The organism is Rhizobium album (genome assembly GCF_003122325.1).
Taxonomy (GTDB): Bacteria; Pseudomonadota; Alphaproteobacteria; order Rhizobiales; family Rhizobiaceae; genus Metarhizobium; species Metarhizobium album.
Genome location: NZ_QFBC01000005.1, coordinates 62,148 through 86,465, shown reverse-complemented (window position 1 = coordinate 86,465; position 24,318 = coordinate 62,148). Strand labels below are relative to the sequence as shown.

Annotated in this window: 18 protein-coding genes; 8 read left to right on the top strand and 10 right to left on the bottom strand. The window is 63.4% G+C overall.

Annotated features, from left to right (window positions below):
- The first annotated feature begins 169 nt into the window (after nucleotides 1–169).
- Both DEM27_RS13350 and DEM27_RS13345 read left to right on the top strand, forming a co-directional pair.
- Nucleotides 170–775 (top strand): RBBP9/YdeN family alpha/beta hydrolase, encoded by a 606-nt coding sequence (locus DEM27_RS13350; protein WP_109458742.1) that lies wholly within the window; start codon nucleotides 170–172, stop codon nucleotides 773–775.
- Nucleotides 776–1,133: 358 nt separating this feature from the next.
- Complete coding sequence (locus tag DEM27_RS13345) at nucleotides 1,134–2,555, top strand: FAD/NAD(P)-binding protein (RefSeq protein ID WP_109458741.1); 1,422 nt, start codon at nucleotides 1,134–1,136, stop codon at nucleotides 2,553–2,555.
- A gap of 11 nt (nucleotides 2,556–2,566) precedes the next feature.
- Here the strand turns inward: DEM27_RS13345 and DEM27_RS13340 are convergent, their stop codons facing one another.
- Nucleotides 2,567–3,295: a glutathione S-transferase gene (locus DEM27_RS13340; RefSeq protein WP_109458740.1), complete on the bottom strand. Its 729-nt coding sequence runs from the start codon at nucleotides 3,293–3,295 to the stop codon at nucleotides 2,567–2,569.
- 56 nt (nucleotides 3,296–3,351) lie between these two features.
- Nucleotides 3,352–3,600, bottom strand: a complete 249-nt coding sequence (locus DEM27_RS13335) for a hypothetical protein (RefSeq protein ID WP_109458739.1) — start codon at nucleotides 3,598–3,600, stop codon at nucleotides 3,352–3,354.
- Between the two features lie 236 nt (nucleotides 3,601–3,836).
- Between DEM27_RS13335 and DEM27_RS13330 the strand changes: the two genes are divergently transcribed.
- Nucleotides 3,837–4,508: an HAD family hydrolase gene (locus DEM27_RS13330; RefSeq protein ID WP_337250473.1), complete on the top strand. Its 672-nt coding sequence runs from the start codon at nucleotides 3,837–3,839 to the stop codon at nucleotides 4,506–4,508.
- Nucleotides 4,509–4,534: 26 nt separating this feature from the next.
- Here the strand turns inward: DEM27_RS13330 and DEM27_RS34000 are convergent, their stop codons facing one another.
- The 4 genes from DEM27_RS34000 to DEM27_RS13315 form a co-directional block, all read right to left on the bottom strand.
- A complete protein-coding gene (locus DEM27_RS34000) occupies nucleotides 4,535–4,672 on the bottom strand; it encodes a hypothetical protein (RefSeq protein ID WP_165823420.1) in 138 nt (45 codons plus the stop codon).
- 354 nt (nucleotides 4,673–5,026) lie between these two features.
- Nucleotides 5,027–7,111 (bottom strand): penicillin-binding protein 1C, encoded by a 2,085-nt coding sequence (pbpC, locus tag DEM27_RS13325; RefSeq protein ID WP_109458738.1) that lies wholly within the window; start codon nucleotides 7,109–7,111, stop codon nucleotides 5,027–5,029.
- Between the two features lie 7 nt (nucleotides 7,112–7,118).
- A complete protein-coding gene (locus DEM27_RS13320; RefSeq protein WP_109458737.1) occupies nucleotides 7,119–12,563 on the bottom strand; it encodes an alpha-2-macroglobulin family protein in 5,445 nt (1,814 codons plus the stop codon).
- Between the two features lie 320 nt (nucleotides 12,564–12,883).
- The gene (locus DEM27_RS13315; protein ID WP_165823419.1) at nucleotides 12,884–13,807 is read right to left on the bottom strand and encodes a PP2C family protein-serine/threonine phosphatase; all 924 of its coding nucleotides are present in this window, start codon (nucleotides 13,805–13,807) and stop codon (nucleotides 12,884–12,886) included.
- A 210-nt stretch (nucleotides 13,808–14,017) separates the two neighbouring features.
- Here DEM27_RS13315 and DEM27_RS13310 point away from each other — a divergent pair, with 210 nt between their 5' ends.
- The 5 genes from DEM27_RS13310 to DEM27_RS13290 are packed head-to-tail and all read left to right on the top strand — an operon-like array spanning nucleotide 14,018 to nucleotide 19,020.
- On the top strand, nucleotides 14,018–14,536 hold the full coding sequence (locus DEM27_RS13310) for a ubiquinone biosynthesis methyltransferase UbiE (RefSeq protein WP_128755503.1): 519 nt from the start codon (nucleotides 14,018–14,020) through the stop codon (nucleotides 14,534–14,536).
- A complete protein-coding gene (locus DEM27_RS13305) occupies nucleotides 14,536–15,711 on the top strand; it encodes a class I SAM-dependent methyltransferase (RefSeq protein WP_109458734.1) in 1,176 nt (391 codons plus the stop codon). Before DEM27_RS13310 ends, DEM27_RS13305 begins: the two co-directional genes overlap by 1 nt.
- Nucleotides 15,708–18,095 carry a SpoIIE family protein phosphatase gene (locus DEM27_RS13300; protein ID WP_109458733.1) on the top strand — a complete coding sequence of 796 codons (2,388 nt, stop codon included), beginning with the start codon at nucleotides 15,708–15,710 and terminating at the stop codon, nucleotides 18,093–18,095. Before DEM27_RS13305 ends, DEM27_RS13300 begins: the two co-directional genes overlap by 4 nt.
- A gap of 5 nt (nucleotides 18,096–18,100) precedes the next feature.
- A complete protein-coding gene (locus DEM27_RS13295; RefSeq protein ID WP_109458956.1) occupies nucleotides 18,101–18,649 on the top strand; it encodes a slr1658 superfamily regulator in 549 nt (182 codons plus the stop codon).
- A gap of 32 nt (nucleotides 18,650–18,681) precedes the next feature.
- Complete coding sequence (locus DEM27_RS13290) at nucleotides 18,682–19,020, top strand: slr1659 superfamily regulator (protein ID WP_109458732.1); 339 nt, start codon at nucleotides 18,682–18,684, stop codon at nucleotides 19,018–19,020.
- Here the strand turns inward: DEM27_RS13290 and DEM27_RS13285 are convergent.
- From DEM27_RS13285 to tssF, 4 genes are read right to left on the bottom strand one after another with little or no spacing between them, the layout of a single operon-like run.
- Nucleotides 19,010–19,783 (bottom strand): protein kinase domain-containing protein, encoded by a 774-nt coding sequence (locus DEM27_RS13285; protein WP_128755502.1) that lies wholly within the window; start codon nucleotides 19,781–19,783, stop codon nucleotides 19,010–19,012. The two genes, DEM27_RS13290 and DEM27_RS13285, sit on opposite strands and share 11 nt — an antisense overlap.
- 8 nt (nucleotides 19,784–19,791) lie before the next feature.
- Nucleotides 19,792–21,333: a class I SAM-dependent methyltransferase gene (locus DEM27_RS13280; RefSeq protein WP_109458730.1), complete on the bottom strand. Its 1,542-nt coding sequence runs from the start codon at nucleotides 21,331–21,333 to the stop codon at nucleotides 19,792–19,794.
- 18 nt (nucleotides 21,334–21,351) lie between these two features.
- Nucleotides 21,352–22,443, bottom strand: coding sequence for a type VI secretion system baseplate subunit TssG (gene tssG, locus DEM27_RS13275; RefSeq protein ID WP_109458729.1), 1,092 nt, complete (start codon nucleotides 22,441–22,443; stop codon nucleotides 21,352–21,354).
- Entirely contained in the window at nucleotides 22,407–24,242 is a 1,836-nt protein-coding gene (gene tssF / locus DEM27_RS13270) for a type VI secretion system baseplate subunit TssF (protein WP_109458728.1), read from the bottom strand. The genes tssG and tssF overlap by 37 nt, the downstream gene beginning before the upstream one ends.
- Nucleotides 24,243–24,318: the final 76 nt, after the last annotated feature.

The window sequence follows — 24,318 nt, the reverse complement described above, 5'->3', positions numbered from 1 at the left end:
TCAGATGACTTTCCATGCCTGATGCATGCGGCCGGAATAAGAGAAGTTATTCTATCGATCTTGTAGAGATTGAACTTTCATTCCTTATGCTTTTGTCGTTGGCAAGCATACTAGGCAGAAACAGACCGGCACGACAACCATGCGCCGGTCCGCATCAGCGAGGTGCGCCATGTCGAAGACATTGCTCGTTCCCGGCCTGAACGGTTCGGGTGAAGGGCATTGGCAGCGGTTCTGGGCTGCCGATCATGACGATGCGGTTTTGATTGAACAGGACCGCTGGGAATATCCGGTCCTGCGCGACTGGCTGTCACGGCTGGAGGACGCCCTGCTTGCGACATCTGGCGCCTATCTCGTCGGGCATAGCCTCGGCTCGGTGCTGATTGCGCATCTGGCCGACCGGCCGGCGGGGCGGCTGGTCAAGGGCGCGTTGCTGGTCGCTCCCTGCGATGTCGGCCTTACCGGGGTTCTTCATCCGGGGCTGCTGCGCTTCGGCGAGATGCCGCAGACGCCGTTGCCGTTTCCGGCCCTGGTTGTCGGCAGCCGCAACGATCCCTACATGCCGCTTGACGGGCTGCGCCGTCACGCTTCGGCATGGCAGGCGGATATCGTCGATCTCGGCGAGGCCGGGCACATCAACATCGCCAGCGGCTTCGGCCGGTGGACCGGCGGCTACGATCTCCTGTCGCTTCTGAGGGCACGAGGCCGCCGCCGCAAGGGCGGTAAAGGCAATCCGGTACAAGACATGGCCGAGACCACCGAACGCCCTGCGCCGTAGCCGGGCCCGGGCGGGATGACGGCTGAAATGCAGAAAAAGGCCAATGAACAGAGACGGTTAGGACGGGCGCGGAACAATGCGGTTGAATCGGCCGATGTTTCGTGCCTTTAATAAATAATTAAAATAATAGACTATTGAGAGGGTCGAACGTGCCGGAACATGCCGGCAATCATCTGCAAGCGATGCGCCGGAACGCAAAGAGGATGTGGCGCATTGTTAGGCGAGGCGGGTAGAACCAGCCTCATCGACGGAGTCTTCCTGAAGAAGATAAACCAGGCCGTGCGTGCGGACGTTCGAAGTTTCCTGCGTTGATCTTGCCGCCCTGTGACGCTGCCTGCTGAGCAAAAAAGGAGATGACATGACACTTCATGGCAGTTTCCTCCCCCAGGCGCGATTTGGGGAGCCGGGGATTCCCGTTCCGCGTTTTGCCGTGATCGGCCGCGGCTTTTCCGGGCTGATGATGGCGATCGCCTTGTTGCGTGTCGTGCGGCGGCCTTTCGACCTGCAACTGTTCGATCCCAATCCGAATGTCAGCGGCGGCCAGGCGCTGGCGTCGCTGCAGATCGGTGAAATCCTCAACAGCCGCGTTCGCGATCTCTCCGTCGCCGACGGCGATCCCGATGATTTCAATCGCTGGCTGCTCGACAATGCGGAGTTCCGCAGCGCCGTTTCGGCGGCAATTCCGGGTTTCCATCAGATCTTCGTGCCGAAAAGCATTTTTAGCGATTATGCCTACCGGCGCTTTTCCGAGGCGCTTGCCTCCCGGCGGGATGTCACCGTGCGCATCTGCACCGATGTCGTCCAGACCGTCGACCGCATGCCGGATGGCCGCTACCATATCGCCACCTGCGACGGCGAACCGGCGCTTTACGATACGGTGGTTCTGGCCACCGGCTACGGCACGGGCCACGCTGCAGCACCCGCGGAACCTGTGGTGGAAGGGACGGTGCGGGCGCGTCGCCTAGTCGATTGTCCGCATGCGCTGCTTCTGGGCAGCGGCATCCGTGTCGTCGATCGTCTGTTCCAGCTGCGCGACAGCGGTTTTGCCGGCCGCATCACCATTCTGACAGCACACGGTTTTCTGCCGCAGAGCCATACGCGGCTGGCCGCCGATCCCGTCGAGTTGACGGCGCCGCTGCCGGCCAATCTGCGCGACATCGTCCGGCATCTGCGCCAGGCCTGCCAGCAGGCGGAAGCCTCCGGCCAGGACTGGCAATCGGTGATGAACGCCTTCCGCAAGCAGGCGCGTTCGTTGTGGCGCTCCTTGCCGGCGCGGCAGAAACGCCAGTTCAACCGGCATCTGCGGGCCATTTACGACAGCCACCGCAACCGGCTGCCGGAGCCGCATTACCTGCGCCTGCAGCGCGAGCTTGCCATCGGCAACACGACGATCCGCAAGGGCCGTGCCGGCCCGGTGACGAGCAAGGGTGCGATGGTTCGCTGGCGGGATACGGCGAGCGACGAATTCCTGGCGGCCGATCCGGTGATCGATTGCCGCTGCGCGGCCCCGGATCTTGCAGCCCCGCTGCTGGCCGGTCTGCTGCAGGCCGGATTGGCCGTTCCCGACGAACTCGGGCTTGGCCTTCTCGTCAACGCCACCGGGCAATTGCTGGTGGACGGCAAACCGACCGATGATCTTTATGCCGTCGGTCCGCTCGGCCTCGGCAGCCTCCCGGATATCGATCTCGTGCCGGAAATCGTCAGCCAGGCCTATGCGGCGGCCGAACGGGTCGCCGACAGATGCCTCGACGTCGGCCTGGGCGTCGGCAAGGCCTGCTGATGTCAGCCGCCTTACCGGTCGAGTTCCGGATAATGGCGGAAGATGCCGGCTTCGTTGAAGGCCAGCCGGCGCTCGGATGCCAGGTAGGCCTTGAGCCTCGGGCGCTGCATGACCGCGTCGTGCAGCGCAAGCAGCAGTGGTATGTCCTTTTCCGCTGATGCCATGGCCTTCGGGAAGGCATAACGCAGGCCTTCGATGACATGGAAAAGCGACAGGTCGACATAGGTCGCCGTATCACCGACCGGATGATCCGACCCGGCGGGGTTCTGCTGCAGCACGCGCTCGAAATACTTCAGGAATTTCGGCAGGCGTTCCGCCAGAAAACTCTCGGTCCTTCGCTTGGCCTCGGTCTTCTGATCCTCGTAATAGAGCGAGCTTGCGATCGGGTGATGGCAGTCGTGGATTTCGGCGACAAAATCGGTCAACGTCAGCTGCAGCCCGTTGGCGAAGACGCGGCCCTGCTCATCCTGCGGGGCGAGGCCGAGCCTGGGACCAAGATAGAACAGGATGTTGGCGACATGCGAGACGAGAAACGCGCCGTCCTTGAGGAACGGCGGCGCAAAGGGAATGCAGGCTTCCTGCTTGTTGTCGAGGATCTCCAGCATCGCGGTCGTGCCTTGTCCCCGGGCTTCCGGGCCGCGGACGATATCGACATAGTCCGCTCCGGCATCCTCCAGAGCCAGCCTGACGAATTCGCCCCGGCCGGGAATGCCGTCCCAATAATACAGTTCGTAAGCCATGCCGCGTCTGCTCCGCCGGTTTCCAACCTCTCCATCTAACGTTGTTTGCGGCCTTTCTACCAGCGGGAACGATCACCATGGCTGGACCCCGTCCCCAGCAGATACCCCAGCACGAAACCGATCACGCCGACGGCGAGCAGGGCGCCGGTCGTTGCGGTCGGATGATCGCGGGCGGTGTCGGCAACGGCAGCGGCTTCCTCCCGCACCGTGGCGGCCACCTGTTTGGCGCGCTCGCCGACCTTCGGTTTTTCTTCGTTGACAGTGCCGGTGAAGCCGGCGCGCAGATGTTTCGGTGCTTCGGCCATGGAAAGCCTCCTCTTTCGGTTGCCCCGGAAAAACTGGCTTTGTCCATGTTTGGTTCCAACCTTCGCCGGCGGGAGATTGCGGCAGGCGGCACCCGGTATTTTACCGTAGAACGGCGCGGCGGCGGATGCCGGCTCTCGACTTGCCGGACGACATTGCCTAAACATGTCATCCTTTCCGGATATCCTGTCCGCACCGGATATTCATCCGCTTCCCGCCCCCCGCAAAGGAAACTCCCTTGTCCGCCGCCGACCGCAAGATCTTTTCCCGCCCGCATGCCGCCTTCCTGTTCGACATGGACGGCACGCTGCTGAATTCCATCGCCGTCGTCGAGCGTGTATGGGGCGCATGGGCCGAGCGTCACGGCCTCGAACCGGAGGTGTTTCTGAAAACCGTTCACGGTGTCCGCGCCGTCGATACCATCCGCAATCTCGCATTGCCGGGCGTCGATGCCGAGAAGGAAGCCGACGATCTGCTGCAGGAAGAAATGGAGGATGTCGAGGGCATCATCCCGATCCCCGGCGCGCTGGATTTCCTTGCCGCGTTGCCGGAGGACCGCTGGGCGATCGTCACCTCGGCGCCGCGAGATCTGGCGCATCGGCGGATGATCGCCGCCGGCATCCCGTTTCCGAAGGTGATGGTGACGGGCGAGGATGTCTCCGCCGGCAAACCGAGCCCGGAATGTTACCTGCTCGGCGCCGAGCGGCTGGGTGTTCCTGCCGACCAATGCGTCGTCTTCGAGGATGCCGTTGCCGGAATCCTTGCCGGAGAAGCCGCCGGGGCGGAGGTGGTGGTCATCACCACGACACATGCCAGCGCCCACGACACGCCGCATTTTTCGATGGATAGCTATGAGGCGCTGCCCGTCGGCAAGACCGCGGAAGGCCTGCTCACGCTGTCTCGCCGGTAAAGCGCCATACCGGCGGCGGGTTTCCGTCAGGAAAAATTGCCGATCAGTTTTACACCGATGACGATCGCGTAAACCAAAAGGCCGGTAATGACGGTGGCCATGCTGGCGGCAGGTCTGCGCTCCTGGACATATTGCGGCATAGCCGGGTCTTTCCTGTGTTGCATCCGATACTCCATGCGGACTGCCGGAAAAGCGCCTGCGCGCCGTTTCTCCGGCCGGTCCGTCACTTCGGCGTGATGTTTCGTCCCAGCCCGCGCCAGGCCGCGCGGTGCGGTTCTGCACGCTGGGCCGGTCATGCGGTCACGGGACGCTCTCACGCCGTGATGTCCGGATTTTAGGGTGGTGGACAGCTATGCCGTGTATCCGAGGATACAGGAGATTTCGGCCGTTTCGGCGGGTTGTGCTTGTTTGCGACGCTTTTCGGCCGCAATTTTGGCGGACGGGATGATGCGCACCCTTATGTCAGGACGGCGGCCGCATCCCAGAGTTGAATATCGAGAGCAAGTCGGCCCGCGCCGTCACTCGATGAAAACCCTGACGGTGGCCGCGCGACCCATGGCATCGATCACGGTCAGGGTCGAATAGCCGTTGCCGTCGGGAAGCCATTGGGTTGTCCGCCGCCGCGAGGCTTCTTCCAGCGGCTTGCCGTTGGCGAGCCAGCGGAAGGGGGCGCGTCCGCCCTGCAGCTTGAGGGCGAGCGGCATGAGTTCGCCGCTCGAAAGGCTGCCGAGTTCGACGCGGGCGCCTTCCGGAGGATAGATGATCTGCGGCGCCGCTTCGCGGGTGGACGAGGCGAGCAGGCCGCTCGACGTCATGGAGAAACGCCGCTGGCTGATCGGCAGGTCCGCCTGCTGGATGCGGATGGCGCCGGACGGCGCCCGTGGCAGGGCGGTGATGGCAATGCCGGATTTTGCAAACCCTTCGAAGAGGATCGGCGCCGCGGAGGCAAAACCGGTCAGGCCGGGCACCGCGCCGTTATCCGGTCTGCCGACCCAGACGCCGAGCACGTAATTGCCATCGAAGCCCACCGACCAGGCATCGCGATAGCCGTAGCTGGTGCCGGTCTTGTAGGCGATGCCGCGCTGGACGGCGCCGAGCGGCGGCACGACGCCGGAGAGGATGTCGGCGACATGCCAGGCGGCCACCGGTTCCAGCAGCGGCTCACCGTCGATCTCGCCCGGAATGTCGCGGATGCCATCGCCGAGCCGCACCGGTTTGCCGCGGTTGGCGAGGCCGGCGTAAAGCTGCACCAGATCCTTGAGCGTGATGCCGACGCCGCCGAGGCCGATGGCAAGGCCCGGCGTTTCGTTGGCGGGCAGCACGGTCTGCACCTCGCCGCGGCGGAACCGCACCATCAGCCGCGTCGCGCCGACGGCATCGAGCAGCCGCACGGCCGGCACGTTGAGCGAGAGCTGCAGCGCCTGGCGGATACTGACGTCCCCCTGGTAGGTCATGTCGAAGTTGCGCGGCCGGTAGCCGAAAAAATCCGCCGGACGGTCTTCGATGATGGTTTCCTGGGCGACGAGGCCCTGTTCGAAGGCCAGGCCGTAGATGAAGGGTTTCAGCGTCGAGCCCGGCGAGCGGTACACCCGGCTCATGTCGATCCATCCCGAGCGGCTGGTATCGAAATAATCCGCCGAGCCGACCTCGCCGATGATCTCGCCGGTGTGCACATCGGCCATGACCATGGCGATGGAAACTTTCGGGCCGAGCTTGGCGGCCGCCTCGCGGGCGACGGTTTCCAGCCCCTGCTGCACCTTGCGGCGCAGCGTCGTCTTATGCTGCATCACGCCCGGCTCTTTGCGCAACGCCGCTTCCGCCAGGTGGGCGGCAAAGGCCGGCAGTTGCAGCCGGCGCGTCGGAATGGCGGAAAGCTCCGCACGGTCGGCCTCGCCTTCGCCGATGACATCGACGACGGCCATGCGGCTCAGCACCCGCTTGCGGGCCGCTTCCGCCGCCGCGAGATGCCGGTCCGGCCGGCGTTTTTCCGGCAGCTGCGGCAGGGCGACGAGCAGGGCCGCCTGCGCCACGGTCAGCCGCCGCGGTTCCTTGCCGAAATAGGCAAGGCTTGCGGCGCGCACGCCTTCGAGATTGCCGCCATAAGGGGCGCGGGTCAGGTAGAGATTGAGGATGTCCTGCTTGCCGAGCCGCCGCTCGATCTGCACGGCGCGGACGATCTGCCGCAGTTTCGAGCCAAAGCTGCGGCTGTCGCGCGGTTCGATCAGCCGCGCCACCTGCATCGACAGCGTCGAAGCGCCGGAAACGATCCGCCCATTGGTGACGAGCTGGTAGGCGGCGCGGCCAAGCGCCATGAAATCCACGCCGGCGTGGTCGTAGAAGCGCCGGTCTTCATAAGCGACCAGCATCTTGAGGAACTGCGGATCGACATCTTCGGTCGTCGCCTTCAGCCTCCAGCGGCCTTCCGGCGTGGCAAAGGCGCGCAGAAGCTGGCCCTCCGCATCCAGGACCTCGGCAGAAACCGTCGCCGCCCCTTCGAGCGGCGGCGGATAGGCGCGGTCGGCGGCATCGAGCCCGTAGGCGGCGGCAGCGGCGATGCCGGCTGCCGCCACGAGTCCGATGCAGACTTTGCGCCAGATCGCCATGACCGCCTTACTCTGCTTTCAGGACTTCCATACGGCCGGTCGCCGTACGGGCTGAAAACTGCGGGCGATACATGTCCTCGACATTGGCGGCCGGATGGTCGTAGGTGCCGGGTGTCACGGCGCGGACGACATAAGCAAGCGTGATATCGCTCTTGTCGCCTTCCTCGCGGGTGTAGGCAGCCACGAAGCGGTCGCTGCGGAATTCGGTGTGGGCGGCGCTCTGTTCGCCGATCCATTCGAAATTCGCAAGCTGGGCGCTGTCCACCAGGCTCGGATTGTCGATCTCGAACCCGGCGGGCAGAAGGTCGCTGATCAGGATGCGCGAAGCCCAGGAGTTCTTCTCCACGACCTTCAGCACCACGACGTAGCGTTCGTTCTGCTTTGCCTGGCTGACATTCGCCTCTTCGCCGTCGAGCGTGTAGTAGGTGCGCTCGATTTCGAAGCCGTCGCCGCCGGCCGGCAGCGGCTGCAGCGGTGCCGCGACCGTGGTCACCACGGCGGTGACCGGGTCGTTCGTCCGGTTGGTGACGGTGACCGGCTGCTGCAGCAGCTCGTCACCGGTGATCCGGCTCTGGTAGCCGCCCTGGTGCTCGCTGCCGTTGATGTCGATCTTCAGGTCGGTGTCGGAGTTCTTGATCGCCCGGGCAGCCAGCAGCATCCAGGTCTGTTCCTGCGTGCTGGTGTAGCGGGACTTTTCCCAGTCCCTGGCGACGATCGCCGAGAGCGCCGGGATGATTTCCGGAACCGGGCGGCTTTCGGCGGCCAGCGCCAGCACGGCAGCGTCGTCGCGCAGGGCCGAACCGTAGTCCGAACGCGACAGGCTGACGTTGGTCACCAGCGACGACATGTCCAGCGCCTTGGCGAAGACGAGGCGCGAACGCTGCGCATCGCCATACAGCGCCAATGCCGCGGCGATATGCGCCTTGGCGAGCGGTGTCTGGAACTCGTCGATTGCCGTATCGGCATAGTAGCGCAGGTCGCTGATCGCGGCCTTGCGGTTGCGCGCCAGCACATAGGTCGCATAAGCGATCTCGTTGCCGCGGCCGGTGATGTTGGTGTCGTAGCCGACGGCGTTCTGCAGGTTGTCGAGCGCCACGACCAGCGACCGTTCCGGAACGTCGTATTTCTGTTCGCGGGCACGGGTCAGGAAGTCGGTGACATAGGCATCGAGCCAGAGATCGCCGGAACCGGGGCTCCACAGCCCGAAGCTGCCGGTGGACGACTGGTAGGAGAGCACGCGGTAGATCGCGTCCTGCACCCGCTTCGGCACTTCCGTGTCCTCGGCGATATCGGACTGCCTGGAAAGCTCGCTCAGATAGAGCAGCGGCATGGCGCGGCTGGTCGTCTGTTCGGCGCATCCGTAAGGGTAGCGGTCGAGGCTCATCAGCAGTGCCGGGATGTCGAAGGCGGCGGAGCGGGTGACGTTGAGGCTGACGGACGCGCCCTGCAGCATGCTGTCTGCCAGAAGCTCGCTATTGATCGTCAGGCTGCCATTGGCGGCAACGGTGATCGGCCGGCGCGTGGTGATCGGCAGCGAGGACGGCCGCACCGGGATATTGACCGACTGTTCCCAGCTGGTGCCATCGGCACCGGAGAGGCGGATAGTGATCAGGCCGTCGCCGGCATAACCGCCCATCAGCGGCAGGGTGATGTCCGACTTGCCGCCGGCTTCGAGGCGGATGGTCTTGTCCGTTGCGCCCGGATCGACGGTTACCACGTCGTTGCTTGTCACCTGCAGCTGGTAGTCGCCGGCAGGCGCATCCGTGTTGGCGATATCGATGCGCAGGTCCGAAAGATCCCCGGGAGCGAGGAATTTCGGCAGGCTGGCCGTCACCACCACCGGATCGCGGATGATCACGTCGGAGGTGGCATGGCCGACGCCATGCTTCGACCAGGCGACGGCCATCACCCGCGCCGTGCCGTTGAATTGCGGGATGTCGAAGTTGACGATCGCCTTGCCTTCGGCGTCGAGCTTGACCGGGCCGGAGAAGAAGGCGACCAGCTTTTCGGTCGGAGGGCTGCCGTTCAGCGGCCCTTCGCCACCGTCGCCGCCGGTGCGCAGGCGGCCCATGGCCCCCAGCGAACCGTCGATCAGACGGCCATAGATGTCGCGGATTTCGAGACCGAGCATGCGCTGGCCGAAATACCAGCCATCCGGATCCGGCACCTTGTAGCGCGTCAGGTTGAGGATGCCGACATCGACGGCGGCGAGTGTCACATAGGCCTCGTTGCCGACATCGGCGCCGCTGACCTGGATCGGCACGGAAAGCTCGCCGCGCGGCAGGATCTTTTCCGGCGCGCTCAGCGTGATCTTCAGCTTGCGGTCGCCGGGATCGACGGTCAGCCATTTGATGCCGATGGCGCGCATCGGCATGCGGCTTTCCTGTGCGTCGCCCGGCCGGTAGAGCGTGGCGGTGACATAGGCACCGGCACCCCAATCGGCGGTGACCGGCAGTTCGACTTCGCCGCCTTCGGCCGGAATGCTGGCGAGCTTGGTCTTCAGCAGGTTTTCGGCACCGACGGTCACCAGCAGTTCGCCGGCAAAGCGCGGGCTAACCTTCAGCCTGGCGACTTCGCCCGGCGCATAGCTCTCCTTGTCGAGGGCGATTTCCAGGCCATCCGGCGTTTCCGTCGAGGTCGCCTCCACGTACCAGCCGGCATCGAACTCGACGCTCGACTGCGGGCCGTCGACGGCGGCCGTCTCGACTTCAAGCCGGTAGCGTCCCCAACTGACCGGGGCCTCGATGGCGGCGCCGTCGGTGGTGGCGTTGACCGTGCCGGTGGCGACCTGGCTGGTCGTCAGGATCGGCTCGTAACGCCAGCTGTTGCCGTCGCGATACCATTGGTAATTGCGGGAAACCGACAGGAGTTTCCACTGCAGGCCCTGCATTGCCTGCTTGTTGCCGGCGGCATCGACGCCGATGACGTTGAAGCGGGCCAGCGTGTTTTCGGCCAGGTCGGTGCCGAATTCCGGCTTGATGCCGATGCGTGCCGCATCGGACTTGACCGGCAGCGTCAGCGACCGCTCGACGGCACGGCCGCCGGCTTCGCGCATCCGTACCGTGATGTCGGCGCTGAGCAGCTGTGTCGTGGACGGCACGTCGGCGACGGTGACGTCGATCACCGCCTTGCCGTCGTCGCCGATGGTCGGCAAGCCTTCCAGCGGGAAGCGGGATTCGTCGTCGCCGGCATCCTCGTCGGCAAGGCCGAAGAAATACCCCTTGAAGGCGTCGCTGGTGCGGGTGCGTTTCAGCGCCACTTCGCCTTCGAGTTCGAGGCCTGCGGCCGGTGCGCCGTAGAGGTAGCGACCGTCGATATCCACCTGGGCCGGCGTGCCGATCTCGATTTCCTTCGCCGCGCTCGTCATGTCGAATTCGACCCGGTCGGGCACGAAGTCCTCGACGAGGAACTGCTTTTCGGCGATCGCCGTGCCGTTTGGATCGGTGAAGATCTGCATCGACCAGGTGCCGCGCATGGCGTTCGGCAGGAGGTCGAGATCGTAGGTATAGCCGCCCATCGTGTCGGTGCGCACGACACGACGGTCCTCGACGCCGTCCGGGCGGTTGAAGATGAAGGTGAGCGGCAGGTTCTCGATGGCAAGGCCGGCGCTGTCGCGGGCGAGCGCCGAAGCGTGCACGGTTTCGCCGACGCGGTAGATGCCACGTTCGGTCCAGCTCAGCACGTCGATGGCGCCGGGAGAGGCGCGGCCGGTAACGCCGCGATCGGACAGATCGAAGCCGGCGCGGGTCATGTCGAGGAAGACATAGTCCTGCTCGCCGTTCTGTGCGGTGATGATCGCCGGCACCATGGCGGCCGTGCCGCGCAGCAGGCCGGCGCTGAACGTGGCGCGGCCTTCCGCGTCGCTGGTCGCTTCGCCGAGGATTTCGTTGTTCTTGGCAAGAAGCTGCAGCTTGACGCCGGCGATCGGCTTGGCGGTGGCCAGCGACCGGGTGAAGACGGTCAGGCCGTCCGTGCCGGTATAGGTGGACAGACCGGTGTCGGAGACGACGAACCATTGCGTGGCGCGGTTGTCCCAATATTCCTGGTGCGCCTCCGGCACCTGCGCCGTCAGCACGTAAACGCCGGGCTTGCGCTGCGGCAGGGCTTCGTCGACGGGGAAGCTGGTGACCACGTCCTTGTTGAGGTCAGGCGTGATCTCCAGCGAACCTTGCCAAACGAGCTCGCCCATTTCGTCGCTGATGCGGCTGGCATTGTAGCCATCCATCTGCGTCAGGAATTGCGAATTGGTCAAAAGCGTGGCGATGTTGCGGTCGCCGACGCGGTAAAGCTGGAGATTGGCGCTGGTGGCATTGACCGAAACCAGCGGAATGCCGCGGCGGGCCGTGCCCGGCAGCACGAAGCTGTCGCCGGTGAAGCGGACGCTCGCCGAGCGATCCTTGACGTAGATGTCGATGTCCACCTGCTTTTCGAGGTTTTCCTGAACGGAGGAGGGTAGGCCCGGCCGCAGGCTGATGCGGTAGCGGTCGCCATGCACGAGGCCGTCGATGCAGATTTCCGTGCCCTTGGCTTCCAGCCCCTGCGGCGCGGCGCCGTTGATGGTGACGAAGGTCGAATAATCCGTGCCGCTCTTGACCAGCGCCTCGGAGAACTGCACGCAGGCCCGCGGCGTGGCGCTGTCGGCGTCGATGGTGTGGTTGGTGACGCGGAAACCCTGCTGCTCGCGTAGCGTCACGTAGTCGGAATGGACGAGCGGATCGTCGACCAGCGCCAGGCTTGCCTTATAGGCGTTCAGCGCGTTGCGGTAGTTTTCGGAACCCGCCAGCGCCGATGCGAAGGCAGCCAGGGCCTGGGCCCGCGTCCCCGTCGTGCGGCTGGCCTGATAGGCGTTGAGACCGGCGAGCGTGCCCTGCCGGGACAGGTCCGTGCCGCTCGATGCCTTGGCGCCGGTGCGCGTCAGCTCGATCCACAGCCCGACATTGTCCTTGTCGTAGGCGAGCGCCGACTTGAACGCCGTCATCGCCCGTTCGAGATTGGATACCGCGCGTTCGGCGAGACCGGCGGAAGAAAGCCCGAGGATGCCCTGGCCGCTCTGGTCGTCGACCGTCAGGCTGTCCCTGAATTCGCGCGCCTGCTGCACCAGTTCGTCGGAGACGAAGGGCAGGGAAGGAGCGGCGCCGATATCCTTTTCGGCGCTGACATCGACGACCTTGCCGGCGATAGCGCCGGGGAAGCTGTTGATTTTACTGAAGTCGGACTTCAGGAAGCACCACTTCACCTTCGGATTGTAGGTGAATGCCCGGCAGGCCTGATCGCCGAGGCAGATCGTCTGGCATTGATCGAGCGACACCTCGGTTTCGGTCCTGAGGTCGAAACCGAAATAGTCGCCGTCCTTGACGGTGACGATCTCGCGTTTCGTTTCCGCGGCCGTCGCCGGAAGGAACGGGGCGAAGAGAAGGAGAAGAAAGGCGGTAAAGCGGATGAGTGCGCGCATAGACATAAAGTCCTCCCAACGCTGCCCGTTTATCGGTCCAGTCTTCCGGCTTCTGCACGGCTTGTCAACGCATGGTCATGCGACCGTCTGCGTGATGCGTGATTGCAACCAAAAGAGGTGTCCCCGACGAATCAATACTGAATTTAAGCCAACGCGTTCCGCAAAGTCATCTTTCCGGACCACATGGGTTTTCAACGGAAGGGGGTGGGAATTTATTCGCCGGCCCGAGAAAAATCTTCGGCGCGGCTTTTTCCGCGACTATTTTTGGGCTTTATTTTGGTCGCCTGCGAGGGTGAGGCCGCTGTTCCCCCGCAGGCATGTCAGAAACGCACTTCGAGCAGCGAAAAATCGTCGGGCAGCGGCCCGTCGCTGTTGAAGGTGCGGACCCATTCGTGGATAGCCGTCGGGGTGTCGCCGTTTTTCGCCGCGAACGCCGCCAGATCGTCGACGGAGAGCATGTCGCCTTCCGGGCCGTTGACCTCGAATGTGCCGTCGCTGAGGATCAGCAGACGGTCGCCGGGTCCGACATGGACGGACTTGCATTCGTAGTCGATATCCGGGAAGGCGCCGATCGCGATGCCGCCGATGGTGATGAGCAGTTCCGGCTCGGCCTCCGGCGCATCGGCGCGGATGAGGATCGACGGCGGGTGGCCGCCGGTCGCATAACGCAGCTCCCCGGTGCTCTTGTTGTAAACGCCGTACCAGATGGTGAAAAACATATTGTTTTGTTTTTCCATCGGAAAAGTGGCGTTGAGCGCGGCAAGCACCTGAGTCGGATCGCGGAAATCGGCATTGGTGAGCGCCGAGGCGCGCAGCACGTTGATCGCCGTGACGGACAGCAGGGCGGCGCCGACGCCATGGCCGCAGACATCGAGGAGGTAGAAAGCGAAGTGGTCGTCGTCAAGGGCGTGATAACCGAAGGAGTCGCCCCCCAGTTCCGTCGACGGCACCAGCAGCCAGTCGGTCTTCGGCGCCTGGTTTCTCTTGTCCGGCAGGATGGAAAAGACGTAACGCGTCGCGTCGGAGAGTTCCTCTTCCAGGCGCGCCTGGGTCTTTTCGAGAAGCAGGTTCTTCTCGGCCAACTGATCTTCCACCGCTTCGCCATGCTCGATCATGGCTTCGTAGAGCAGTTTGAGATCTTCGAACTCGGCCGAGAGCCGCTCGATTTCCGCATGGGCGCGGTCAAGTTCCGCTTGCTTCTCGTCCTGGGACAGGGATTGTTGGTCAGACTGAGGATTTGACATTTCGTTCATGTTTCTGTGTGATTTTGGCTGCCAGTCGCCGAGAGAAGTGCTTGATTACACTTTAAACTTGAAACAATGAGAAAAAATCTCGCGACGGGCATCGTTCTTTTCGTTTCAGGCCTGGAGTGAAATGTTCTCGGCTTTCCTGTAACCCTTCGTCCGGTCGGTTATCTTTTCGGGTGATCGATCAATCTACACTGGAATTGCGGTATGAATTCAAGAGCGGAACCATCAGAAAAAACAAACTTCGCGCTGTTGTTGCAATTCGACATGCAGATCGACGGTTTTTCGTCCAATTGGGCCTATTGCGATCGCTTATCCTCTTTCGTGGCGCGGATGATCGGCCACAACAGGACGGATTCCCTTTTGTATTCGAACCTATTCTCGTCTGCATTCAACGAATTGCTGGAGACGGCCTTCCGGATTCACGCGCCCGGCAGCGATTTCGTCTGCCGCATCTGGCGCAAGGGGCCGACCGACCGGATCGAGCTGACCATTCCCTGCGATACTGAGTTGAGCGCGTTCTACAAGGACGCCGTCGACACGCTGGGCGAGAGCAACCTAGCCGAGCGCTATCATTCCGCGCTTTTCTCGGACGGGCCGCTGCAGCCTTCCATCGGCCTGATGGAACTGGCCGTCGACTACAAGGCCCGCCTTTCCATAGCAGCAGCGGGTGACCGTGCTATCCAACTCGTTGCAGAGTTGTCTCTTGAGGATGTAAACCAGTGATGCTCGACACGTTAACGCCAACCTATACGGCCCGGTTTGACGAAAACAGCCAGGAACTTTCGCTCATCGGTTCGATGCGCCCGCAGCACGAGGCCGACATGGCCAAGTGCCTGCAGGTGCTCGAACAGTCGCTGCGCCTGGTGCGCGGCACGCTCTACATCAACGTCAAGCGGTTGGTGCGGGTCAACAACATCGCGTTCCGCATCCTGGCGGCAGCACTTGTCAACGCCGCGACGGAACGGCCGGACCTGAAGATCAAGATCATCACCTCCAGCGTGGTCGGCTGGTCGACGAAAAAGTTCGGCGTGCTCAGCGCCGTCAACGCAAACCTCATCATCGAGGAATATGACAACGAATTCTATCCCGGGCAGACCTTCGTCGAAAACAGCGATTTCATCCACGTGCTGCGCACGCAGACGAAGATGACCTGGCGCCACGAGCGCAGCATCCTGCCCCGTCACGGCCTGAAGCCGGGCATGAAGGTTGCCGACATCTGCTCCGGCATCGGCGATTTTGCCGTGCTGATGCAGAAGGAGTTCAACCCGTCGCGCATCGTCGCGCTCGACCATTCGAAGTCGAGCCTGGCTTATGCGCGCGGCGTCGCCGAAGAATTCGGCATTTCCGGTATCGAATATGTCTACGGCGACGCTTCGGAAATGCTGCTGGAAGACAACCAGTTCGATTTCGTCACGTGCCGCCACGCGCTGCAGGTCTTCGACAGGCCGGAACTGATCCTCAAGGAACTGTTCCGCATCTGCAAGCCGGGCGGCCGTGTCTACGTGACCAACGAGAAGAACTCCCATTGCCTCGGCGAGCCGCATGGCGAGTCCATCCAGTGGACCTATACCGAGGTCGCCAAGCTCTGGCACCATTTCAACATGGACATCGAATGCGGTCCAAAGAGCCGCCGGCTGCTGCAGGACAGCGGTTTCGACAAGATCCAGATGGAATCCTTCATGGTCACCAATCTCGATGGCGACCCGCAGGATTTCGCCGATATCATCGAGTCCTGGAAGAACCTGTTTGCCGGCGACATGGCCAAGCAGCGCGGTGACTCGCCCGAATTCATCGAGCGCTTCAAGCGCGGCTTCGACGACCATATCTTCGCAGCGCTGCATCCCAAGGGATATGCCGGCTGGCCGATCTGGGTGGCTTCGGGACGGAAGCCGCTATGACCGATATCCAGGCTCATTCTGATAGCCTCGGCAAGGTAGGCTATCTTTCTCCACGCAGTTTCCGGGCCAAGTTCATCCTGGTCGTCGGCGCAGCTGTGCTGTTCGACCTGCTTCTGGGCGGCGGCATTGCGATCTGGAACGTGCAGCATCTGTCACGCGACGCCGCCAACCAGGTGGGTGAAGGTTTGACGGAGGCCAACCAGGAATATCTGAAGACTTACATCGAGACGACGGCGTTGCGCGCCGACCTGCTCCTGGAGCAGGTGCATTCCGACGTCACCACGCTTGCCAACACGATGCAGAGCCTCAGCGACCATCCCGAAGTCGAGGCCGCGATCGGTACGGCGCTGGAAAAAAGCCCGGCATTCTCGACCTCGCTGGTCTATGACCAGAAGGGCGGCTGGGCGCAGAATTCCGCCGGCGCATCCTCGGCGGTGAGTGTCTGGGGTTATCTGCTCGGCCCGGATCACCAGCCGGTTCCTGCGGCGCAGGAACAACTGCGCAACAGCGAGATCCTCGGCCTGCTCGGCCCGGCGCTGATGACGACCGGCTCGCCGAAACTGCAGATGTATTATGTCGGCCCCAAGTCGGCCTCGATCATGCGCGCCACGCCCTATTCCGAGCAGGCGCAGACCTTCGACAAGCTGTATCCCGGCCATAATAACGGGCCGAATTTCTGGGATTTCTTCTTCCCGGGCGTCTATGAGGGCTGGCAGTCCTGGATCGCCAATCCCGCCTCCCGTCCCGTCGATACCGATATCGTCACCACGGCGCCCTATATCGATGCCATCACCGGCAAGCTGATCGTCAGCTTCTTCCATCCGCTGTGGACGGCGGATCGCAAGGACGTCGACGGCATGGCCGCCGTCGACATCACTCTCGACCAGCTTTCGGGCCTCGTCCAGAGCGTCAACATCGCCGAGACCGGCTTCGGTTTCCTGGCGATGTCGAACGGCAACGTCATCACGACCAGCAAGATCGGCGAAGAGACGCTCGGCCTTAAATCCAGCGACCAGAGCGGGCAGGGCGTCACCGGCATCGACCGGTCGCTGAAGGGCAGCACCCAGGAGGCGATCGCATCGTTGGCGTTGCCGAGCGACGGCAGCACGCACATCCTGCACATCAACCTGAAACGCAACGGCGAGGATATTCCGCATCTCGTCGTGCTCAAGCAGCTCAAGCCCGCCAATCTCTGGGACGGCAAGGGTATCGTCAAGGAAACGATGACGCTCGGCTTCGTCGTCTCCGAGAAGGAGATCTACCAGTCGCTGATCGCGGCGCAGGACGCCCTGTCGTCGGCCACGAGCCGGATCGTCAACTACCAGATCATCGCCCTGCTGGTCAGCCTGCTTATCGTCTTCATCGCGGTCTTTGCGATTTCGGGCCGTATCACCGCCGGTCTCAGCGCACTCGCCGATGCGGCGCGGCGGCTGCAGAACAAGGATTATTCGGTGCGGGTCGATATTCCGAGCCGTGACGAAGTCGGCGCCGTCGGCATCGCCTTCAACCGGATGGCCGAGGAGATCAGTTTCCACACCGAAAACCTGGAAAAACTGGTCGAGGCGCGCACGCACGAACTGGCGAACGCCAACACGGAGATCAACGAACTCAACAAGAAGCTCAAGAGCGAGAACCTGCGCCTCGGCGCAGAACTGGACGTCGCCCGTCACATCCAGATGATGGTGCTGCCGAAGCCGGCGGAACTGGGCGCTATCCAGAAGATCGAGGTTGCCGGCTACATGGAACCGGCCGACGAGGTGGGGGGCGATTATTTCGACGTCCTGCACGACGGCTCCCGGATCAAGGTCGGCATCGGCGACGTGACCGGCCACGGCCTGGAAAGCGGCGTCCTGATGCTGATGGTCCAGTCGGTCGCCCGCGCGCTGCAGGAGCAGGGCGACGAAGACCCGCGGACGTTCCTCGAGGTCCTGAACCGGGCGATCTACAAGAACATCGAGCGGACCAAGACAGACAAGCATCTTTCGCTCGCCTTCCTCGACTACCAGGACAAGCAGATCACGCTGTCGGGCCAGCACGAGGAGGTTCTGCTCGTTCGCAAGCAGGGTGAAGTCGAACGGATCGATACGGTCGATCTCGGCTTCCCGATCGGGTTGGAAAGCGACATCGCGCCGTTCATCTCGACCCGCGACATTCCGTTCGACAGCGGCGATATCATCGTGCTGCACACGGACGGCGTGACCGAGGCGGAAAGCCCGACGGGCGAACTCTTCGGGCTGGAGCGGCTTTGCGAAAGCGCCCGCAAATACAGGGATTGCGACAGTGCCGAAGACATCAAGGAAGGCATCATCGCCGACCTTATGGCACATATTGCGACCCAGAAGATCCACGACGACATCACACTCGTAGTGATGAGGCACAGATGAAGGCCATGACAATTCATTTCGGCGACATCATTTTCAAGAACGAGCCGACGGCGTTCGGCAACCGTCTGCAGCTGGCGGAAGGTCCCATCGACCTCAACTGGTATCATTGCAGCGTGACATCGGAATTTCTCGGCGAATTTTTCGCGCTGCGGTGCGGCGCGACGAACATGGACTACAACGAGGCGCGCCACAGCATCGGTTATCTCGTCAACGAGCTCCTGGAAAATGCCATCAAGTTCCGCGCACCGGGTGACATCGTCATCGAAACGACGCTCGATGAAAACCATTTCGAGGTCAAAGTCACCAATCTGATCAACGTGGAGACTTCCGACCGTTTCCAGCCCCTGCTCGCCGAGTTGACCTCGCGCGATCCCGGGGAACTGCTGATCGAACGGATCGAAGCCAATGCGGAAGACGCATTTTCCAGTGGATCGGGGCTTGGCCTTCTGACGTTAATGAGCGACTATGGCGCCCGACTGGGATGGCGATTCAGCCCTGTTGCCGAAGGCAACAACATTCGTCTAGAAACTTTTGCTGCCCTTGATTTCGCCTGAGGTCGGGCTCTTTTTGGAGTATATTGAGTCATATGGAAATCAAAACAAACGAATATCGTGTGTGGAGCGACGGCGCGGCGATACACTATGAGGGAACGATGCGCCTTTCGGGCACGGAAGCTTATGCTCCCATCCTGGAACTGATGCAGGAGGTCATGGCCTCGAAGCCGCAGACCATCCTGCTCGACCTCACCGAACTGGAGTTCCTGAACAGCTCGGGCATCAACCTCCTGGCGAAATTCACCATCGAAGTGCGCAAGCAGCCGGGCATCGGCCTGTCCGTCAAGGGATCGACGCGCATCCCGTGGCAGTCGAAGTCGCTGCCGAACCTGAAGAAGCTTCACCCGGCGGTCGCTCTCGTCATCGTCTGAGGCAGAGGGCGGCAAGTTCCCTTGCCGCCGGCCGGTCTTCCCGGGGACCGAGGCCGCGCGCAAGCGCGGTCACCAGATCCGGATCCGCCCGTCGCCTGGCGGTAGCCCAATCGAATTCAGGGACGGCGCCCAGCCGTCTTTTTCGTATGATGTCTTCGCCATCGCCGCTGAATGGCCGCTCGCCCGTCAAAAGCCAGAGGCCAACGGCCGACAGCGCCCAGATATCGGCCGGCGGACCGGTTTCCCCTGACAGTTGTTCCGGCGCCATCCAGGCCGGTGTTCCCGCCAGTTCGACGGCATGGAGCGGATCGTCGGCCGACAGCGCCGCTATGCCGAAATCGATCAGCACCGGTTCTTGGCCGCGAAACAGGATGTGGCCGGGCTTGATATCCCCATGGACGACGCCGCGGGCGTGAAGATAGGCGACGGCTTCGGCGAGCGTGCCCAGCAGGCGCCTGACGGCGATGTTGTCGTCGAAGCGCGCCGCCTGCTCCGGCGTGGCGAGGGAAGGCTGCAGATATTCGAACCCCAGCCAGTCGCCGCCCGCTTCGAGGAGGGCGGAGAGCTGCGGATGGGAAAGCGTCGAGGCAAGTCGCTTCTCGCGCTCGAAACGCCGTGCCGCAACCGGATCGGTGCCGTCGAAGCCCTGAGAGAAATGCCTGACGACCATGGGCCGGCCGGTCGTCGAGACGGCTTCGTAGACCCGCAGCCCGCCCGCTTGCCGCAGGAGCTTGAGGCAGGCAGGCGGGGTTTTCTTCGACATGGCGGCGATCAGATCGCGCCGATCCGTTGCCACAGCGGCAGGGCACCGGCGAGGATGACTTCGGCGTTTTCCCGCAGGATGCGGCGGTTCTCCTCGGCATCCTGAATGAGTTCACCTTCCTGGCGAAGGCGGTCGCCCCGCTTTTCGAGAAGGGCCCACATGGCGTCCGTCAACGCTTCTATTTCCGGCGCCGTCCCGGTGACCAGCACCTCGTAGGCAAGCATTTCGATCAGGCGGACCGTGACCGCCGAGCCGGTCGCCGCCGCGGCCAGGGCGCAGACCGCGCGGCCCTCGTCGGCGCAGGCGGCGAGATGGGCAAGGTTGAAGGCACGCACGCCGGCAAGCGCCTCTTCCGAGATCGAATTGGGCATGAGCATGGCCTGGCGGGTGCCGACCATCATGCCGAGCACTTCCCGCGGGGAGGCGCTTTTGGCTGCGGCATGCGGCAGGTCGCGCAGTTCACCGATCGTATGCGGCTTCTCCGTCAGCGCCTCGAAGGCTGGCGTGTAAAAACCCTCGTTCAAGGTCGCTTCGCCGCGCGGGATCTTCACCGTGCGGGTGATTGCCGACGGCGGGACGACCAGGGAGAGGCGCTTTTCGCTGATCCGATGATCCAGCCGCCGCTCGGGAATGGGCCGGGCGCCGCGCATATAGACATCGCGGCGGAACGTGCGCTGCAGGAAATAATCGCGCGCCGTTTCGGACAATGCCGGTGGCAACTGGGCGAGGAGGTCGCGTTGCTCTCCGCTCAATGAAAGGTCCGGAAAGTTTTCCAGCAGGTTGGCGGTGCCGACAAAGGACAGTTTTGCGCCGGAGAGGTCCCTGGCGACATCCATCTGATAACAAGGAGCCCAGTGCTCGTTGAGATATTCGTGGGACAGATAGGCGACATTGGCGTTGTCCCGCTCTTTCTTGAGGCCTTTCAGCATCTCTTCCGAAAGGCCGACGGCGCCGGCATCGGCGAACTGCAATGCACGTTCCAGCGATTGCACCACCCGGCGGTCGGAACGGTCATGTCCCACGCCCGAAAACATCAGCAGCATGCGCTGTAGCGGGATGACGGACGCCCAGCCAGGCAGGGCGTTGTAGGTCACGTAGACCATGCCGCCGGGCTTGAGATAGCGGTCGATGAAGCGGACGATATGCTGGCGATTTTCCAGGCTTACCCAGCTCCAGACGCCATGAAGCGCGATGTAGTCGAAAGAGGGCAGGCCGCTGACCTTTCCGGCGTTGAGCTCCTCGAACGACGCTTCCTCGAGCTGGATGTTGCCGACCTTGCCGGCCCCCGCCAGCGCGCGGGCGCGGGCAATATGGGCGGGATTGAAATCGAAGCCCCAGACATGGCTCTTCGGGTTGGCGGCAGCGATCACCAGGGCCGTCTCCGCGACGCCGCAGCCCAGCTCGCAATAGGTGAAGGGCTGTCCCTGCGCCACAGGCGGCTCTACGCCGCGCAGCATGCAGACGGCATCGAGATGCGCCGGCGTCTGTTCGGCGTAGAAGCCTGGCAGGTATTCGATGTCGGAAACGTAACCTTGCGTCCAGTCGTTCATTGAAACATCCTGATATGTCTATCGTAAATGGGGGAGCGGTTTAAATTCGGTGGTCACCGCCTGCGTGCGCGGTTTTGGCGAGGTGAGCCAGGTGTTCCAGCCGAGGCGGCTGGCGGTGGGGCTCTGGCTGTCGGCCTCCAGCGTCAGGTTCGGCACCTCCGCCGCCTTGAGTTCGAGGCGGATGCGGAAAACCTTGTCCGGGCCGAGCGCATTGGCGGCGACGTCGCTGAGGAGCTGGGAACGGTTGCCGTCCGGCAGCAGCGAGCGAAAGTCGCGATAGTTGAGGGCCCGCACGCAGATCAGCACGGTCGAACGGATGTCGAAGGTGCGCTCCCCGATCACCAGGTCGTCCCCAAGGCGCGCGAAGGCGCCGTCACGGTCGTCGCGATGCGGCAGGCGGCTGCGGTCGGCGGGCGCGATTGCCAGCCATTCGCCATGAAACTGCTCGATCTTCAGCTGGTGGCCGAGCGTTCCCGACAACGCCCTTTCGATGGCCATGGCCGAACGGCCCTGGCGCCCGAGAAGGCCGCCGAAGAAGACGAAGGTGGAATCAGGCGCGGCGGTGCGATTGGCGGTGGAGGGCAGCCCGAGCCCGACGATCGACTTCAGCGCATGATCGATCGGCTGGCTGGTGGTCAGCATCGCGGCGCGTTGGCGCTCGACGCTGATGCGGTATTTCGCCCAGGCGCTGTAAAGCAGGCCGGCAAGGCGGTTGTTGAACAGGTCGAAGAATTCGCGCAGCGCCATGTTGCGCTCGCGCACGCTGACCTGCACCAGTTCGCTGAGCGCATGCGGCAGGACACCCGAGGGGCCGGTCAGCCCGACGATGGTCTGCGTCAGTTCGACCGGGCCGCCGCTGCGCGGCCGGCGGACGGAGCTGACCTCGGCGGCGGCGAAGCCCAACGGCACGGCAGACCGGATGTTGAGCGCGGCATTGGCCGGATCGACACCCTGTCCCACCGGATCGACCGGCGGCAGGCCCAGCCGACGGCTGTCCTGCGCCGCCATCGCCTCGATCAGCTGGATCGCCTGGAACAGTTCGTAGAGCTGCGGTTGCTCGAAGAGATCCGCCTCTAGAGAAGTGCGCGGTCGCCGGCGCGTGCTGGCCATGTCTTCAATATCCCGGTGCGGCCTTTCACCAGAGCGGTGAGGCGTGAGAAAGAATTGACGCTGGCGTAGAGCCCGAGGAAGCGTTCCAGCACGCTTGCCATCAGGTAGACGCCGTTGCCGGAAAAATTCGGCTCGTCGAAGGTGATGTTGACGTCGATGCCGCGGCAGAAGGCGCTCTGCCCCTGGCTGCGCACGCGGGCCGTGCCGCTCTTGGAGGAGAGCCCGACGATGCCGTCGATCAGTGCCCGCGTCTCGGCGGAATCGCGGAAATCGTAGAGCAGCAGGATTTCGCGCAGCGCTTCGATGCCGCCGTCCGACACCAGGGACAGGTGGTTGAGCGACAGATGCGAAATGAGCCGCCAGCGACCGCCCTGGCCGAACAGCGGCCGCAGCGTCGAGGTCGGCGCCGTCAGGAGCCGCATCGATTTCACCATCGGCATCGGCTCGACCATGCGCAGTTGCGGCTGGCCGCCGCCGAACGGCAGCCGTTCCGGCCGGTTGCGGTTGAGGCAGAGCGTTTCGATCGCCAGCACCTCGTCGGCCGGCACGCTGGCGCGAAAATCCGGATCGGCGAACGAGACATAGACTTCGCTGCCCGGATTTTCCGGGGCCGCCGCCTCGCGCCGCGACAGCCACCAGATCTCATCCTTCCTGCCTTCCTTGAGGCGATCGGCGCCGGCGGCATGCTCGACGCTGTAGAAGCGGTGCACGTCGTTCTGGTTGCCGTCGGAATCGATCGAGACGACCGACTCGATGCTGTAGACTTCGAGACCCTGCGGCCGGCGGCTGTCGGGAACGACGCGGTATTCGGGGCTCTTCTGGTTGAGCGTGATCGGCTCGGCGGTCTGCGGAAAGAGGTTGACGACCGGGACGCATCCGAGCGCGAAGGCCGCTGCCGTCAACGAGCGTTCGAGGCTCGGCGAGGGACGGTTGAGGTAGACAAAGACATCGAGGGTGCGTCCCTTGCGCGCCAGCCGTTCCCGCGCCGGGAAGGCGAGATCGACGAACAGGAACTTTTCCGGAAAGGCGAAATATTCCGTCAGGATGCGGTAGCCGAGATGCGACGCCTGCGGATAGGGCAGCAGTCCCTCGTCTTCCGCGAAGCCGCCGGGCGAAAAGGCGCTGCCATCCAGAAAAACCGGATCGGGATCGTTGGCGCCCTCGGCGAAGGCAACGGCGATCGCGTCGTTGAGCAGCAGTTCGTAGAGCGGATAGACGAGTTGCGGCTGGCCGCGAAGGAAGAAGCGCAGCGATTGCGGCGCGTGGCTGGCGAAACTGCCGTCCGGCACCGAGACGTCGAGGGTCAGGCGCAGGCAGGCGGTGGCGTTGAGCGCCCGCGTCGTTTCCGGCGCCGTGATCGGCCGGCCGGTCAGCGTGGCGGAGCGGATGGTGATCGGATGCAACGCCACGTCGAAAGCGGTGCGATAACGGCAGCGTTCGCCGTCCACCTGCTCCGTGTCGATCAGCGTCTTCGCCGGCACGGTGTAGACGTCCTGCAGTTCCTGCTTCGGGTCCATCTGCAGGATCGACATGGAGGGGATCGGCCGGTCGAGATGCGGATAAAGAATGCCCAGCATGGCATTGGTCAGCTCGGGAAAATCGTCGTCCATCTTCTGCCGCACGCGGGCGGTCAGATAGGCGAAGGCTTCGATGAGGCGGCCGACATGCGGGTCCTCGATCGCATCTTCCGAAAGACGCAGCCGGCCGGCGATGCGCGGATTCTCGCTGGCGAAAGCGGCTGCTGCCCGCCGGATGTTCAGCAATTCCCGGTTATAGTGAACCAGCAGGTCATCGGACATGGGCCGGGCTCATTCCTCTCTGTCGCGGCGTCCGGCTGGGGGCGCGGCACCGGTCTTTCAACGAACATTGGCGGAA

Bases quoted from the DNA above. Each gene is read 5' to 3' on its own strand.
- DEM27_RS13295 (WP_109458956.1), top strand. From the start codon at position 18,101: ATGACAATTCATTTCGGCGACATCATTTTCAAGAACGAGCCGACGGCG.
- DEM27_RS13315 (WP_165823419.1), bottom strand. From the start codon at position 13,807: ATGTCAAATCCTCAGTCTGACCAACAATCCCTGTCCCAGGACGAGAAG.
- DEM27_RS13345 (WP_109458741.1), top strand. From the start codon at position 1,134: ATGACACTTCATGGCAGTTTCCTCCCCCAGGCGCGATTTGGGGAGCCG.
- DEM27_RS34000 (WP_165823420.1), bottom strand. From the start codon at position 4,672: ATGCAACACAGGAAAGACCCGGCTATGCCGCAATATGTCCAGGAGCGC.
- DEM27_RS13305 (WP_109458734.1), top strand. From the start codon at position 14,536: ATGCTCGACACGTTAACGCCAACCTATACGGCCCGGTTTGACGAAAAC.
- DEM27_RS13320 (WP_109458737.1), bottom strand. From the start codon at position 12,563: ATGCGCGCACTCATCCGCTTTACCGCCTTTCTTCTCCTTCTCTTCGCC.
- DEM27_RS13350 (WP_109458742.1), top strand. From the start codon at position 170: ATGTCGAAGACATTGCTCGTTCCCGGCCTGAACGGTTCGGGTGAAGGG.
- DEM27_RS13340 (WP_109458740.1), bottom strand. From the start codon at position 3,295: ATGGCTTACGAACTGTATTATTGGGACGGCATTCCCGGCCGGGGCGAA.
- tssF (WP_109458728.1), bottom strand. From the start codon at position 24,242: ATGTCCGATGACCTGCTGGTTCACTATAACCGGGAATTGCTGAACATC.
- DEM27_RS13335 (WP_109458739.1), bottom strand. From the start codon at position 3,600: ATGGCCGAAGCACCGAAACATCTGCGCGCCGGCTTCACCGGCACTGTC.
- DEM27_RS13290 (WP_109458732.1), top strand. From the start codon at position 18,682: ATGGAAATCAAAACAAACGAATATCGTGTGTGGAGCGACGGCGCGGCG.
- DEM27_RS13310 (WP_128755503.1), top strand. From the start codon at position 14,018: ATGAATTCAAGAGCGGAACCATCAGAAAAAACAAACTTCGCGCTGTTG.
- pbpC (WP_109458738.1), bottom strand. From the start codon at position 7,111: ATGGCGATCTGGCGCAAAGTCTGCATCGGACTCGTGGCGGCAGCCGGC.
- DEM27_RS13300 (WP_109458733.1), top strand. From the start codon at position 15,708: ATGACCGATATCCAGGCTCATTCTGATAGCCTCGGCAAGGTAGGCTAT.
- DEM27_RS13280 (WP_109458730.1), bottom strand. From the start codon at position 21,333: ATGAACGACTGGACGCAAGGTTACGTTTCCGACATCGAATACCTGCCA.
- tssG (WP_109458729.1), bottom strand. From the start codon at position 22,443: ATGGCCAGCACGCGCCGGCGACCGCGCACTTCTCTAGAGGCGGATCTC.
- DEM27_RS13285 (WP_128755502.1), bottom strand. From the start codon at position 19,783: ATGTCGAAGAAAACCCCGCCTGCCTGCCTCAAGCTCCTGCGGCAAGCG.